12 protein-coding genes are annotated in these 13,400 nt (G+C 34.1%); 11 read left to right on the top strand and 1 reads right to left on the bottom strand.

Features of this window, described 5'->3' with window-relative positions; genetic code table 11:
- Positions 1-2: 2 nt before the first annotated feature.
- The 11 genes from AAEY68_RS03875 (at position 3) to AAEY68_RS03825 (ending at position 11,424) form a co-directional block, all read left to right on the top strand.
- Positions 3-812 (top strand): glycosyltransferase, encoded by an 810-nt coding sequence (locus tag AAEY68_RS03875; protein WP_350585518.1) that lies wholly within the window; start codon positions 3-5, stop codon positions 810-812.
- A 4-nt stretch (positions 813-816) separates the two neighbouring features.
- Positions 817-2,223, top strand: coding sequence for a lipopolysaccharide biosynthesis protein (locus AAEY68_RS03870; RefSeq protein WP_350585517.1), 1,407 nt, complete (start codon positions 817-819; stop codon positions 2,221-2,223).
- Positions 2,201-3,352: a glycosyltransferase gene (locus tag AAEY68_RS03865; RefSeq protein WP_350585516.1), complete on the top strand. Its 1,152-nt coding sequence runs from the start codon at positions 2,201-2,203 to the stop codon at positions 3,350-3,352. Before AAEY68_RS03870 ends, AAEY68_RS03865 begins: the two co-directional genes overlap by 23 nt.
- Complete coding sequence (locus AAEY68_RS03860) at positions 3,352-4,521, top strand: hypothetical protein (RefSeq protein ID WP_350585515.1); 1,170 nt, start codon at positions 3,352-3,354, stop codon at positions 4,519-4,521. The genes AAEY68_RS03865 and AAEY68_RS03860 overlap by 1 nt, the downstream gene beginning before the upstream one ends.
- A complete protein-coding gene (locus AAEY68_RS03855; RefSeq protein ID WP_350585514.1) occupies positions 4,508-5,338 on the top strand; it encodes a glycosyltransferase in 831 nt (276 codons plus the stop codon). Before AAEY68_RS03860 ends, AAEY68_RS03855 begins: the two co-directional genes overlap by 14 nt.
- Positions 5,335-5,850 (top strand): acyltransferase, encoded by a 516-nt coding sequence (locus AAEY68_RS03850; protein ID WP_350585513.1) that lies wholly within the window; start codon positions 5,335-5,337, stop codon positions 5,848-5,850. Before AAEY68_RS03855 ends, AAEY68_RS03850 begins: the two co-directional genes overlap by 4 nt.
- On the top strand, positions 5,847-7,010 hold the full coding sequence (locus tag AAEY68_RS03845; RefSeq protein WP_350585512.1) for a glycosyltransferase: 1,164 nt from the start codon (positions 5,847-5,849) through the stop codon (positions 7,008-7,010). The genes AAEY68_RS03850 and AAEY68_RS03845 overlap by 4 nt, the downstream gene beginning before the upstream one ends.
- 413 nt (positions 7,011-7,423) lie before the next feature.
- Positions 7,424-8,590 carry a nucleotide sugar dehydrogenase gene (locus tag AAEY68_RS03840; RefSeq protein ID WP_350585510.1) on the top strand — a complete coding sequence of 389 codons (1,167 nt, stop codon included), beginning with the start codon at positions 7,424-7,426 and terminating at the stop codon, positions 8,588-8,590.
- A 528-nt stretch (positions 8,591-9,118) separates the two neighbouring features.
- Positions 9,119-10,123, top strand: coding sequence for an NAD-dependent epimerase (locus AAEY68_RS03835; RefSeq protein WP_350585509.1), 1,005 nt, complete (start codon positions 9,119-9,121; stop codon positions 10,121-10,123).
- A gap of 188 nt (positions 10,124-10,311) precedes the next feature.
- Positions 10,312-11,202, top strand: coding sequence for a UTP--glucose-1-phosphate uridylyltransferase GalU (gene galU / locus AAEY68_RS03830; RefSeq protein ID WP_350585508.1), 891 nt, complete (start codon positions 10,312-10,314; stop codon positions 11,200-11,202).
- 36 nt (positions 11,203-11,238) lie between these two features.
- Positions 11,239-11,424 (top strand): hypothetical protein, encoded by a 186-nt coding sequence (locus AAEY68_RS03825; RefSeq protein ID WP_350585507.1) that lies wholly within the window; start codon positions 11,239-11,241, stop codon positions 11,422-11,424.
- Between the two features lie 33 nt (positions 11,425-11,457).
- On the opposite strand, the gene AAEY68_RS03820 is transcribed toward AAEY68_RS03825, so the two are convergent.
- Positions 11,458-12,900 (bottom strand): capsule assembly Wzi family protein, encoded by a 1,443-nt coding sequence (locus AAEY68_RS03820; RefSeq protein ID WP_350585506.1) that lies wholly within the window; start codon positions 12,898-12,900, stop codon positions 11,458-11,460.
- Positions 12,901-13,400: the final 500 nt, after the last annotated feature.

Genomic DNA, 13,400 nt, shown 5'->3' with positions numbered 1-13,400 from the left:
GTATGATGAATGAATTTAGTGTTTTAATATCTGTCTATAAAAACGATAGGGCAGAACATTTAGATGAAGCGTTATCAAGTATATTTCATCAAACTTTAAGAGCTCGACAAGTCGTAATGATGGTTGATGGTCCAATAGGAAGTGATTTAGATAAAATTATTATAAGTTATCAAAAAGAGTATAGTGAGCTGGAATTGTTTTATGAAAAACAGAACTTAGGCTTACCGACAATGTTGAATTTGGGACTCAGCCGATGTAAGTATGATCTTGTTGTCAGATGTGATGCTGATGATATTAATCACAATAACAGATTTGAAGTACTTTACAATGAAATTAAAGAAAGTAACTATGCAGTTATTGGTAGTACTGTTCAGGAGTTTAATGAGTTTAATGATGAAAGGCGGATCAGAACAGTGCCTGAGTCTTATAGTGATATTAAAAAAATGATGAAACAGCGTAACCCTATTAATCATCCATCAGTTATTTATTCTAAGTCATCTGTGTTGGCATGTGGCGGGTATAATGAAAACCTAAAAAATGGCCAAGATTATGAGTTATGGGCTCGGCTATCTAGTAATGGATATAAATTAAAAAATACATCTGAGTGTTTGTTGTCATTTAGAGTAACGCCTGAGATGATAAAAAGACGAGGCGGGATAAAATACATCTCTTACGACCTCATAATAGCAAAAAAATTAAGGGAGTGTAGCTTTCTTAATGTAAAAGAGTTCTATCGTTTTTTTATTATCAGAGCAATTAGTCGTATTTTGCCTCATTTTCTCCGAGTTATACTCTATAAACATTTCAGGTAAAATAATGCCAAAAGGTAAGTTTTTTAGATATGCAATCGGTGGAGTTGTAACTCCTATATTGGGACTAATCACAATACCTTTACTTAGCTGGGTTTTTTCACCAAGTCAGCTTGGTGAAATGAATTTATTTTTAGTTATAGTCACAGGTATAACTTTGGTTTTTTCTTTTGGTTTAGATCAAGGGTTAATAAGAGAGTATGAAAGGAGTAAAGCTCTTCCATTAGTCATGGAAATTTTATTCTATATTAGCTTAGTCTTCATTATTACCTATTTTATTTTATTCAGTATTGAAAATGAGACTTTACTAAAAAATAAAATTTTTACAGAAAATATATTGTTTGAAGTATTTCTAACAGCTTTTCTTTTACTCCTAATAAGGTTTAATATGGTTGTTATGAGGATGGAAGAATATGCCTTAGCCTTCTCTCTAACACAAATAGTCAGAAAGCTAAGTATTTTAATTACTCTGTCTGTTTCTTTCTACCTGTATAAAAACAACCTTTTTGAGTCTTTAATAAATGTAATTAATCTACAATTATATAGTGCTTTAATTACAACCATATTTAGTTTTTTTGTTTTATTCCCATTCTTTAAGAGCTTTAAATATAGTAGAAGTAAAAAATTTAAAAAATGCTTTTCATTTGGTTGGCCTTTAACATTCTCAGGGCTTCTTTTCTGGGGTTTAACTAGCTTAGATCGTTTCTATATTAGTTATTTTACTAGTATGTCTGACTTAGGGGTTTATTCGTTAGCAGTAAGTTTTGCAGCAATTATAATTATAGTGCAAACAATTTTTTCAACTATTTGGATTCCTATTATCTATAAGTGGTATGAACAAAAGTCGGCGAGTTTCTTGTATTCATATACAGAAAAATTAGTCGTTTTGATATTGATTTTTATATATTTTTTAATATTATTGTTTTCACCTTTAATTAAATTTTTCATTCCAGAAAGCTATTATGATTCTATAGTGATGTTATCTTTTGTTTCTCTATACCCATTATTTTATACAATAACAGAAGTTTCAGGAATTGGTATTAATCTATCAAAGAAAACTAAGCTCATGATTCCAATAATGATAAGTACTACTATTATTAATTTATCATCGTTAGCGTGGTTTGTGCCAGTTTATGGTGCTTTAGGTGCTGCTGCTTCGTTAGCTGTAACATTTTATTTTTATTTTCTAATAAAAAGTATTCTATCTAACAGATTTACCCCTGAGAATATAAAGACTGGGTTAAAAACATATGTACTCTGTACGCTTATTCTGATTATTAGCTTTTTTAATGTTTTTATTAGTTATTATTTTTCTTTGTTATTAATGTTTTTATTACTGATTTATGTTTTATATGATTTTTTTACTATGCCTAACTTAAAAGAGTTTTACTATGAGTGGACAAAAGAAATATAGTTTTTTAGTAGATTTAAGGGAAGGGGTTCGTGCAGGGTTATTTTATTCTGTAGTGTTTAGAATTTCTCCTTTTAAAGATCAAGCTAGAGTTTTTAATATATCCTACTACGATAGTTTTTTAATAGTTCTACTTAAAAAAATTGCTGGCGTAGCAGTACATAACAAAAAGCAATCTTTTTATTATAATGATATTCTTTTTTCTGCATTACACATAAAAAAAGGATTGTTACATTACTTACTCATTTTATTAGGGTTAAACTCCTTTGCTGTCAAAATTAACGCTAAAAACATCGCACCAAAAATCGATGGCAAAGTTATTTCTGCGCACTGGGGATTAACTGCAGGAATACTCTCTTCACACATAGCTAAAGTACTGAAAATTAAAAACGTGATAACATTTCATGGCAGCGATATTCATTCTATACCTGAGGATAGAAAAAATTTGGTTAGGGCAACTTTGGTTGCTATGAGAAATTCCACTTTTAATATTTTTGTGAGCAACGATCTTTATCAGAAGGCTAAAAAGTTAGGTTACTCTGGAGATAACTTTAAAGTGATTTATAATGGAATACCTAAGCCTGTTAAAAGTACTGAAGAAGATATTCAATCGTTTTGTAATGCGAAACATATCCCTAAAAATAAAAAAATTATAACCTTTATTGGTAACTTTACTAACGTTAAAAATTTGACTGTTTTACCTATGGTTGAACTGTATCTGCAATCTATGATCGAAGATTATATTTTTGTTTTTGCAGGTGAAGGCAAGCTTTTCGAGTATTTAAATACAAAGATGAAGAATAAAATTTTCTTAGGTCACATAGATAGTTGTGATGTTAATAAACTTTTGTTGAAAACTGATGTATTGATTCTGCCAAGCTTAAATGAAGGCTTGCCCTTAATTATTGCTGAGGCTTTAGCTTTGGGGGTCCCCCCTGTTACGAGTGACGCTGGAGGTATTAAAGAAATACTACCAAAGGACTTTATTGTTCCTCTCGGTGATGATTTCGAAAAAAGATTTGCAGAGAAAATATATGAAAAACTGTGTAATAACATTTGCCCTAATTTATCTGATGAGTTTAATATTGATTATATGCAAAGCAAAGAACGTTTTTTGCTGGAATCATTGTAGTGACTAGTCATTTATCAGTTTTCATGCTGTTTATAATTGTAATATTAAACTTTACCGCAGGAAGTTATATATTTAATGTGGCTTATGGTGAGCATATTTTCCAGTTATTAAATTTTGTTACATCCATGGTTTTATTTTCCATATTATACATAACTAAATTATTTAACGGTTCTCTTCATAAAGATGAATTTAAAAGAATTTTATTAGTTTTTTTTATTTTAATTTTCGTACTTATATCATGGACGCTAAATGGCTCCGAAGGAGGTTTTGGCTATTTTTTCTCTTTGATGTCTCCTTTGATTATTTTTTTGTCTATCTTTTCGTTAATAGATCGACTATCAATTGACCAGAAACGTTCACTTATCGTTAAACTTCTTGTAGTCATATTGTTTTTTTTATTGTTTGAGTCTATTTCTAGGATATTCTCACCGGTTATACTTGCTAAATATATAGCCGGGGCAAAGTATGAGAGTTTACAGGGGATGATGGATTCTGATTCTGGTGGCTTTTATATATACAAAATTCTTTCATACTTAAGATTCGATTCTAACGGCGTTGGTGTTATAGCATTTCTTGCATTTTCTTTATCATTATTTTTAAACAGCAAATATGATCAAAAAGCCTTAAAGATTATTTCCATCATACTTTTTGTAATTGTAGTTTTAAGCTTTTCTCGTGCTGCTATTTTAGTTAGTATAATTTTAATTGTTTCTTTTTATTCCATACGATTTCTTATCTTATTTTCTTTACTCGCTACTTTGTTTGGTGGCAGTATATATGGCTTCTTTTTTTATGGTGGTTCATTCGACAGTAAATTTGAAGTTTTTATTAATTTAATTAGGTATTTATCTATAACTGATGGCTATGACTTAATGTTAGGTAAAGGCCTTGCATCTGATATATTTAATCCTTGGAATACAGGGATTGATGGTGTCTTTGGTCATTCCATGATAGTGTTTTTAATTTATTACATTGGCTTAGTACCACTTCTATTTTACTTGGCTCTCATAATTCCCCTTAAGTTAAATGTAAGATTTTATATCTTTTTATGCCTATTCTTTATATTGGGCTTTTCATATTTAAGGCCTTTTGAACCCTTTATTTTTATAATCTTTCCATTTATCTGCTATCTAGGGAAAGAACAAGAGAATGTGTATGAATCAAAATGATTTAGTAAGTATATATATCCCTACTCATAATCGTTGTGAGCTGTTAAAACGAGCTATTGACTCTGTATTAAATCAGTCTTACTCAAATGTTGAACTTATAATTGTTAATGATGGCTCTTCTGATTCTACAAAAGAGTACTTAGATACAGTATTAAGTCAGGATTGTAGGGTGAAAGTTGTTAATTTACCTTCCCCAAGTGGAGCCTGTAATGCAAGAAATATTGCAATTAAGCAAGCAACAGGAACTTTTATAACAGGTTTAGATGACGATGATTACTTTTTATTTGAGCGAATAGAAAGATTTATAGAAAAATCTTATTTACTCAAAAAGTATAGCTTTATTTCTTCAGCAACTGTTTTTTTTCATGATTTAGGTAGTTCCCAAAAAGTAGTTGCTACGGGTTTTAATTCATTATCTAATATTACTTTAAAAAACTTGTCGAAGTATAATGTTATCGGTAATCAAGTTTTTACATATACTGAACGCTTAAAATACCTTGGAGGTTTTGAGCCTAAGCTGGCTGCTTGGCAAGATTATGATTTATGGCTTCGCCTTGTCGAAGAGTATGGTCCAGGTAGAAATATTTTTGATGAATCATATTATATGGATTTAAGCCCTCAACGTTCTAGAATTAGCACCTCTGAAAAAAAATTAGGTGGAATTAGAATGTTTCTGCGAATTCATAAGGATAAATTATCATTTTATACAATAAGTAAGTTTAATGCATTTCTCTACTCAAAGGGTAAGGGCAAATTCAATCTTAATCCTGTTTTTATCATGTATCTTATTCTTTATAAACTTAAAGGAGCTCTATGAAAAAATTTAAAAGAGTATTGCTTGAAGAGCTTTGGTCATTATACCAGTGGCTTTTTCTTTTTATACCTGGAAGAATTGGGCATAAAGTAAGAGGCAAAGCCTTTTCTTTTTTTATAAAAAAATGTGGAAAGTCGTTTACAGTAAAAGAAAATGTTGAAATATATCATCCTGAAAATTTAGAAGTTGGGAATGGTTCTGGCTTTGGTAGAAATAATATAATAGATGCTATCGGAGGCATTTCTATTGGTAGTAATGTCCGCTTAGGTCCAAATATAATGATTGCTACAATGAATCATGCTGAAAATGGCTCCTCGATTGGAACAAGCCCTAAGATACTAAAAAAAGTCACTATCGGTGATAATGTATGGATCGGACATGGAGTTACTATATTGCCTGGAGTAACCTTAGGAAATAATATTATTGTAGCCGCTGGGGCTGTTGTAACTAAGAGCTATGGAAGTAACTGTACTATAGCTGGAGTTCCGGCAAAGCCAATAGAGAGATCGAAATGACTGTAATCGCTTTTCTGGCTGAACCTTTTTTTAAAAAAGATGAATTGTTTATTTCATCGAAAGCTTCTGTAAATTTTATAACTAAATGCTTTCATAGTGAAAGGGTTGTTTGTGTAGGGCGTTTATCTAATAACGAACCCCTAGCAGCGAGTGCTAGTATTCAAGATAGTAACTTTGAAGTTGTCCCGAGTTATGATTCCATAGCTGATTTTTTTAAGAGATCACTTCGAGAGCCATCTTATTTTTTTACTTATATAAAACGTTGTAATCAAATATTAGAACGTTATCCAGATGCTCAAGTTTGGGCTCGTAATCCTACAATTGGGGCTGTAATATTTTCTCTATGTGCTCTTCGTAAAAAAAGAGTAGTTTACAATCATATGTGTGCAAATGGAATGGAAGCCTGGGATAACGAGAAGTATAAAGGTATTACAAAAATTACGGCATATTTATTCTCCAAGATTCTTAAACTTTGTGTTCATAACATAGCTAAAAACTTTAATACATTAAATTTATGCACTGGGGCTGAACTTGAGGCTTTCTGTATTAAAAAAAATCATAATACGCTGCAATTAGTTGACTCAAATATAAAAAATATACAAGAGAATATTAAGCATACTGATTCTCCATTTAAATTTTTATTTATTGGCAGAATTCAAGAGGATAAAGGGCTATATGAGTTGCTTAAAGCATTTTCAGAGCTAGATTCAAGTAAATTCGAGTTGAAAATTATTGGTTCAGGGGTGCTTATGGATGATCTACTACATAAATATAAAGACACTCGAACTATTGACTTTATTGGCCCCAAACCTAATCACTTATTGTATCAATACATTGATGATTCTCATTGTTTAATCGTTCCTTCAAAGAATAAATATGAAGGCTTTCCACGTGTTATTTTAGAGGCTTGGTCTCGTAGTGTTCCTGTGATTGTTTCAGACGTAGGTGGGATTCACTCCCTAGTAAAGCATATGGGAAATGGCCTTATTTATGATGGTAGATATACCGAATTAAAAAAAATGATGGAATTAATTTGTGATGCGATTGTTTATTCAACAGTTCAGCGCGGCGCTTTTGAAATGGCGGCAAAGACTACAGAAGATTTTTGGATAAATAAAACTAAAATTGGAATTAATAATTTTTGGAGAGAACGAAAATGAATGTGACTATAATAATTACTCAATGTATAGACTTTTACTTATGCTATGTTGCCAGCACTTTTTAATTAAGTGGCTGCATTTGGTGTAGGTAAATAGCCAAGGTACTTGTATTTAACAGTGAAGTTGAAGAGCTCAGTAATATTTATTATAAAGTATATACCCATAATTTTTTTGAGATGATTAAACTATAGGTGATTTTAATGCCTTGAGTTCTACTAAGTTATATTACATAAGTGTGGGTAAAGCTCTATATAATGATTAGTTTAAACTTTCGTATGTTGATCCCTTTCTTATTTTTAGTGTTTGGCAAAAACTCGTTAGTATTATGCCTAGGTAAAGTTTTTATCTAGAGCCTAATTTATAACTCTGATAGAATCATTTTATTACTTATTAACTAATCTTAAAGGATTAATATGAAAATTGCCGTAGTAGGTACAGGTTATGTAGGCCTTTCTAACGCTATGTTGCTAGCACAACACAATGAAGTGGTTGCATTAGATATTGACGAACACAAAATAGCACTTTTAAATGATAAAAAATCACCAATTGTTGATACCGAAATAAGTGAGTTTTTAACACGTAGTGACTTAAACTTTACAGCAACTACCGACAAAGTAGCAGCCTATAAAAATGCTGATTTTGTAATTATTGCTACACCAACCGATTATGATGTTGAAAACAACTATTTTAATACAAACTCTGTAGAGGCTGTAATTAAAGATGCCACAGCACATAACCCAAACGCAGTTATGGTTGTTAAATCAACGGTACCCGTTGGCTTTACAAAAGATATTAAAGAAAAACTTGGCATTAATAACTTAATATTTTCGCCAGAGTTTTTACGTGAAGGTAAAGCGCTGCACGATAATTTATACCCATCACGTATTGTTGTTGGTGAGCAAAGTGAGCGTGCAACTGTGTTTGCAAACTTACTTAAGCAAGGCGCTATCAAAGAAGATATTGAAGTATTGTTTACTGATTCAACTGAAGCTGAAGCTATTAAACTGTTCTCGAATACTTATTTAGCTATGCGTGTGGCTTATTTTAATGAGCTTGATAGCTACGCTGAAGCACATGGCTTAAACAGTAAGCAAATTATACAGGGTGTTAGCTTAGACCCACGTATTGGTGATCATTACAATAACCCATCGTTTGGATATGGCGGCTACTGCTTACCAAAAGACACTAAGCAGCTACGTGCAAATTATGCAAACGTACCTAATAATATTATTGGTGCAATTGTTGATGCTAATACGACGCGTAAGGACTTTATTGCAGACTCAATAATTAAGCGCAGCCCTAAAGTGGTTGGTGTGTATCGTTTAGTAATGAAAACAGGGTCTGATAACTTTAGAGCCTCTGCCATCCAAGGCATTATGAAGCGCATTAAAGCTAAAGGTATTGAGGTTGTAGTTTACGAACCAGTGCTTGAAGAAAATGAGTTTTATCACTCTCGTGTAATTAAAGACTTAAACGAGTTTAAGCAAATATCTGACGTTGTTGTATCTAACCGCATGGTTGAAGAGTTGAGTGATATTGCTGACAAAGTTTATACTCGCGACTTGTTTGGTAGTGATTAATAAACAAAGTTTAAAGACTAAAGGTTAAAGGCTTATAGTTGAAATTAGTGTTTTTTGTGCGTGAGCAAGCTTCACGCCTACGACTCAGCTGAACAATTGCGATATTATTGTTGTAGGCGCCTTGCTTGCTGGCGCGTTTAGGCTTTTTTCGTGCGTGCGCAAACTTCACGCCTACGACTCAGCCGTATAATTGCGATGTTATTGTTGTAGACGCCTTGCTTGCTGGCGCGTTTAGGCTTTTTTCGTGCGTGCGCAAACTTTACGCCTACGACTCAGCCGTATAATTACGATGTTATTGTTGTAGGCGTCTTGCTTGCTGGCGCGTTAGCAAATAAGCATAGCTTTAAAAGTTAAAGGCATTGAGGTAAAAGTACGGACTTGGATAGAAGAGTCTAGGCAGTTATCAAAAATGATATCTGCCTTAATGAAAACTATTGAAACTTGGGATTAGGCTTTTAGTTTTCAACTTTCAACTTTCAACTTTCAACTTTCAACTTTCAACTTTATCAGCTTAAAGATTAGGAAATTATGAAATATTTAGTAACGGGTGCTGCTGGTTTTATTGGTGCGGCAACATGCCAAAAATTGTTAGCGGCTGGCCATGTAGTAGTCGGTATTGATAACCTTAACGACTATTACGATGTAAATTTAAAGCTAGCTCGTTTAGCGCAATTTGAAAGCCATGAAGCGTTTACATTTATTAAGCTTGATATAAGTGAACGCCCAGCAATGAGCGAATTATTTAAAGCACAGCAGTTTGATAAAGTAATACATTTGGCAGCGCAAGCCGGTGTCAGGTATTCAATAGAAAACCCTGATGCTTATGCAGACTCTAATTTAGTAGGGCACTTAAATGTGCTTGAAGGGTGTCGTAATAATAAAGTTAAGCACTTGGTTTATGCTTCATCTAGCTCTGTATATGGTTTAAACGAAAAAACACCGTTTGAAACAACCGACAGTGTTGACCACCCAGTGTCGTTTTATGCTGCGACTAAAAAAGCGAATGAGCTAATGGCGCATAGTTATTCTCATTTATATAGCTTACCTACAACAGGTTTACGCTTTTTTACCGTTTATGGCCCATGGGGTCGCCCTGATATGGCACCGTATATTTTTACTAAAAAAATACTTGCCGGCGACACTATTGATATAAACAACAATGGCGATATGTGGCGTGACTTTACTTACATAGATGACATAGTCGAAGGTGTTGTTCGTGCTGCTGATGTTATACCAGTTGCAAACCCTGATTGGAGAGTTGAAACACGTTCGCCTGCTTCTAGCTCTGCTCCGTATGCGGTTTATAATATTGGCCACGGTAGCCCAATAAACTTAATGAAGTTTATTGAAGCTATTGAAGCTGAGCTAGGTACTGAAGCTAAAAAGAACTTCCGTGAAATGCAAGCTGGCGATGTTTATAAAACTTATGCTGATACTACAGATTTATTTAATGCAACAGGCTATAAAGCGCAGGTTGGGGTTAAGCAAGGCGTAAGTGAGCTTATTAAGTGGTATAAAGACTTTTATAAATAAAGGTTACAATTTTCAAGTCATTTAAAAACACTGTTTTAAATTTAAGGCAGTGTTTTTTAATGTGCTTAGATTAGTTAACCTAAACACATTAAACCATTGATGAGCTGAAAGTTACTTTTTATTTACCACCCACCTACTTTTAACCTACTAACTTCAAACATTATTAATTTACAAATAAAGGACTACCCATGAAAGCCGTTATTCCTGTTGCAGGCCTTGGTACACGTATGCTACCTATGACTAAAGCAATTCCTAAAGAAATGCTGCCAATTGTAGACAAGCCACTTATTCAATATATTGTTAGTGAATGTGTTGCTGCTGGCATAAAAGATATTGTTTTAGTAACGCATAGTTCTAAAAATGCAATTGAAAATCACTTTGATACAAGCTACGAGCTAGAAGCCACACTCGAAAAACGAGTAAAACGTGCGCTGCTTGATGAAGTCCGTTCAATTTGCCCGCCAGACGTAACCGTTATGAGTGTACGCCAAGGTGAGGCGAAAGGTTTAGGCCATGCAATTTTATGCGCCAAACCCATTGTAGGTAATAACGATTTTGTAGTGTTACTTCCAGATGTAATACTTGATGCATATACAGCAGATCAAAAAACTGAAAACTTAGCTGCGATGATTAAGCGCTTTAGCGAAACACAAGCAAGCCAGATTATGCTTGAGCCTGTAGCGCAGGAGGATGTAAGTAAATACGGTATTGCCGATATTAATGGTGTGCAACTTGCTCCAGGTATGAGTGCAGCAATTAAAACAATGGTTGAAAAACCGGCTGCAGATGTTGCACCTTCAAATCTTGCTGTTGTTGGTCGCTATGTACTTAGTAAAAATATTTGGCCATTACTTGCTAAAACGCCTGTAGGCGCTGGTGACGAAATTCAATTAACCGATGCTATTGATGCGTTAATGACACAAGAAACGGTTGAAGCATTCCATATGAGTGGCGCTTCGCACGATTGTGGCGATAAGTTAGGTTATTTAAAGGCAATTGTTGAATATTCAATGCGAGATGAAAAGCTAGGTAAAAATTTCACTCAGTATATAAATACCTTTGTTAATGGTAAAAATTAATAACATAGTTAATTTATATTCCCTAGGTGAGGTTTCATGCCTCACTTTGGTAAAGTTAAGTTAGATGAGCGCGAAGTAAATTCGCACCTACGGGTGTGTATTGTAGGTGAGGCTTTATACCTCACTTTTGGTAAAGTTAAATCACATGAGCGTGAAGTAAATTCGCACCTTCAGTGTATTGTAGGTGAGGTTTTATACCTCGCTTTAGTAAAGTTAAGTTAGATGGGCGCGAAATAAATTCGCACCTACAGGGTGTTAAAAATTGGCAAATACACCTAACCTAGCAAACGTTTCCCCGTATACATCTTTTCCTTGATATAGCTCAGCTCCCCAACTTTTTGCGCCCATTATAGGTTTACTTAACTTACGAGTATATGCCGTTTGCAGTTCGTAACTTGTTTTATAGCCTTCATTTTTATTTTCAAGCATACGAATAGTAGTATTTAAGCCTTCTATTTTACTTAATTGCCAATGCCAGTTTACGCTCATCGATTTAGCAGGAGTGTAATCCGTGTAGTCGTGCTCGTCACCCGCCCAGTGGCCAATTACATTGCCTGAGTTACGGTTGCCGTCTAGGTATAGACCATTGGCATACCAAAGGTATTGCCAATTACTGTGCTCAAAACGTAGGCTATGGTTGTTAGCAATAAATGGTAAATAAAGGCCAAAGCTATATGCATTATTACGAGAGCCGCCTAGGGTGTCTTCAAGTGCTACCTCACCATAAAACTCGAACGGTAGCGCATAAATACTATTATTATAAGCAAATGTAATTGAGCCTAGTTGATCCCCAAGCTCAAAATTTTCACCAAACTCATCAGCATCATTACTGCCTACATTATCTTTGCTACCAGGGCTAAAAAAACCTTCCGCAAAGTCTTTTAATGTAACGCTACGCGGACCGCCACCAAACTGCATTAAGCGGCTTAAGCCTATTGTTAAGTTATCGGTTGCTGCAAAACTAGTATGTAAGCCAAATAAATATGGCTTACCTGGTTCATAAACTCTTGCCACACCTGTTTGCTTACCTTCTTTTAAAATTCCGCTTTGCTCTGTCATTTTACTAATAAACATATCGTAACGAATATTAAAGCTGGTTATTGGCTCTACATTACTAAGCGTTATAGAAGGCGTTGTTTTAGCTTGTGTACTTAATAACATGGCACTGTCGTTAAAAGGTGAGTACCAATGCTCACGATAACCTACATCTAACTGCGCGTATTTATTACCAAGGTAAAAAAAGCTTTGTGTAGGTAATATTTCGTCTTCGTTGGCAATACCAGCAACACTTACACCAAAATAACGCCCGAAGTTAGCGTAAGCGCCGCCTTCAACAATTAAGTTGGTTTTAGTGGTTTGGCCGCGTTGGTTAGGCAGTGTTTTATCTTTTGTGCCAGCAGCAAGCGTTACTTTTGCAAATGTACCCGCATCACTTTGAATATAAGGGCTAAGTTGGTACGAAAGTGTTTGATATAGTTCTGGGTAAGTATGCCTTACTGTTTGCAGCACTCTATAAATATCATGAGCTTTATAAGGCTTACTCATAATATGTGTGTTTTTACTTACGGCTAAAAGTCGTTGTACTTGGTGCTCAAGTTCTGGGGCTTGATTTAAAGGTAAATAAGGTGACACGCCACCTTTAGCAACAGCATTTGCACTGATTGCCATCCCGATAAACAGTGATATTTTTTTGAGCATAATTATTCCGTTAGCAAAAATTTGTTTAAGTAAAAACGTTAACGCGAGGTTAGCAATAAACGCCTAAGTAAGGAAGGAAAAAGCGATATATTAGTGTGGACATATAGGAGTAAGCTATCATTCGCAGGGGTAGAATATGCGTTAAATTCGAGCGCATTTTTGTATGTAGTGTTTTGCTATAAAGCAGGTGGTTAACGCATTTAATAAGTTATACCTACAAAAAATAGATTTATAAGTAATTTATTCACAAAGAGGTTAAGAGGGCGCTGCGCTTTAGTGAAGGCAAAGTAGGTAGTTTATTAAGTATAAATATTAAAATCTGCGCTTTTCGCGTGAGCAAGCTTTACGCCTACCGGTAAAATTTGACGCCGTGGTTAAATTTACTTGTAGGCGAGCAAAGCTCGTAATTCCTAGGCTTTAGTCTCTTCTCATTTACTCCTCTTTTGCTTCTCTTTGTGCAATAAGGTTTTAAGTAATTTATTCACAAAGAGGTTAAGAGG

This window comes from Pseudoalteromonas sp. RB2-MNA-CIBAN-0110, from assembly GCF_040309305.1.
In the GTDB taxonomy this organism is placed as follows: Bacteria; Pseudomonadota; Gammaproteobacteria; order Enterobacterales; family Alteromonadaceae; genus Pseudoalteromonas; species Pseudoalteromonas arctica.
The sequence above is the reverse complement of the archived record's forward strand: the minus strand, read 5'-3'. Positions and strand labels throughout refer to the sequence as shown.

Bases quoted from the DNA above. Each gene is read 5' to 3' on its own strand.
- AAEY68_RS03875 (WP_350585518.1), top strand. From the start codon at position 3: ATGATGAATGAATTTAGTGTTTTAATATCTGTCTATAAAAACGATAGG.
- AAEY68_RS03825 (WP_350585507.1), top strand. From the start codon at position 11,239: ATGCCTCACTTTGGTAAAGTTAAGTTAGATGAGCGCGAAGTAAATTCG.
- AAEY68_RS03870 (WP_350585517.1), top strand. From the start codon at position 817: ATGCCAAAAGGTAAGTTTTTTAGATATGCAATCGGTGGAGTTGTAACT.
- AAEY68_RS03835 (WP_350585509.1), top strand. From the start codon at position 9,119: ATGAAATATTTAGTAACGGGTGCTGCTGGTTTTATTGGTGCGGCAACA.
- AAEY68_RS03855 (WP_350585514.1), top strand. From the start codon at position 4,508: ATGAATCAAAATGATTTAGTAAGTATATATATCCCTACTCATAATCGT.
- AAEY68_RS03865 (WP_350585516.1), top strand. From the start codon at position 2,201: ATGAGTGGACAAAAGAAATATAGTTTTTTAGTAGATTTAAGGGAAGGG.
- AAEY68_RS03840 (WP_350585510.1), top strand. From the start codon at position 7,424: ATGAAAATTGCCGTAGTAGGTACAGGTTATGTAGGCCTTTCTAACGCT.
- galU (WP_350585508.1), top strand. From the start codon at position 10,312: ATGAAAGCCGTTATTCCTGTTGCAGGCCTTGGTACACGTATGCTACCT.
- AAEY68_RS03845 (WP_350585512.1), top strand. From the start codon at position 5,847: ATGACTGTAATCGCTTTTCTGGCTGAACCTTTTTTTAAAAAAGATGAA.
- AAEY68_RS03820 (WP_350585506.1), bottom strand. From the start codon at position 12,900: ATGCTCAAAAAAATATCACTGTTTATCGGGATGGCAATCAGTGCAAAT.
- AAEY68_RS03850 (WP_350585513.1), top strand. From the start codon at position 5,335: ATGAAAAAATTTAAAAGAGTATTGCTTGAAGAGCTTTGGTCATTATAC.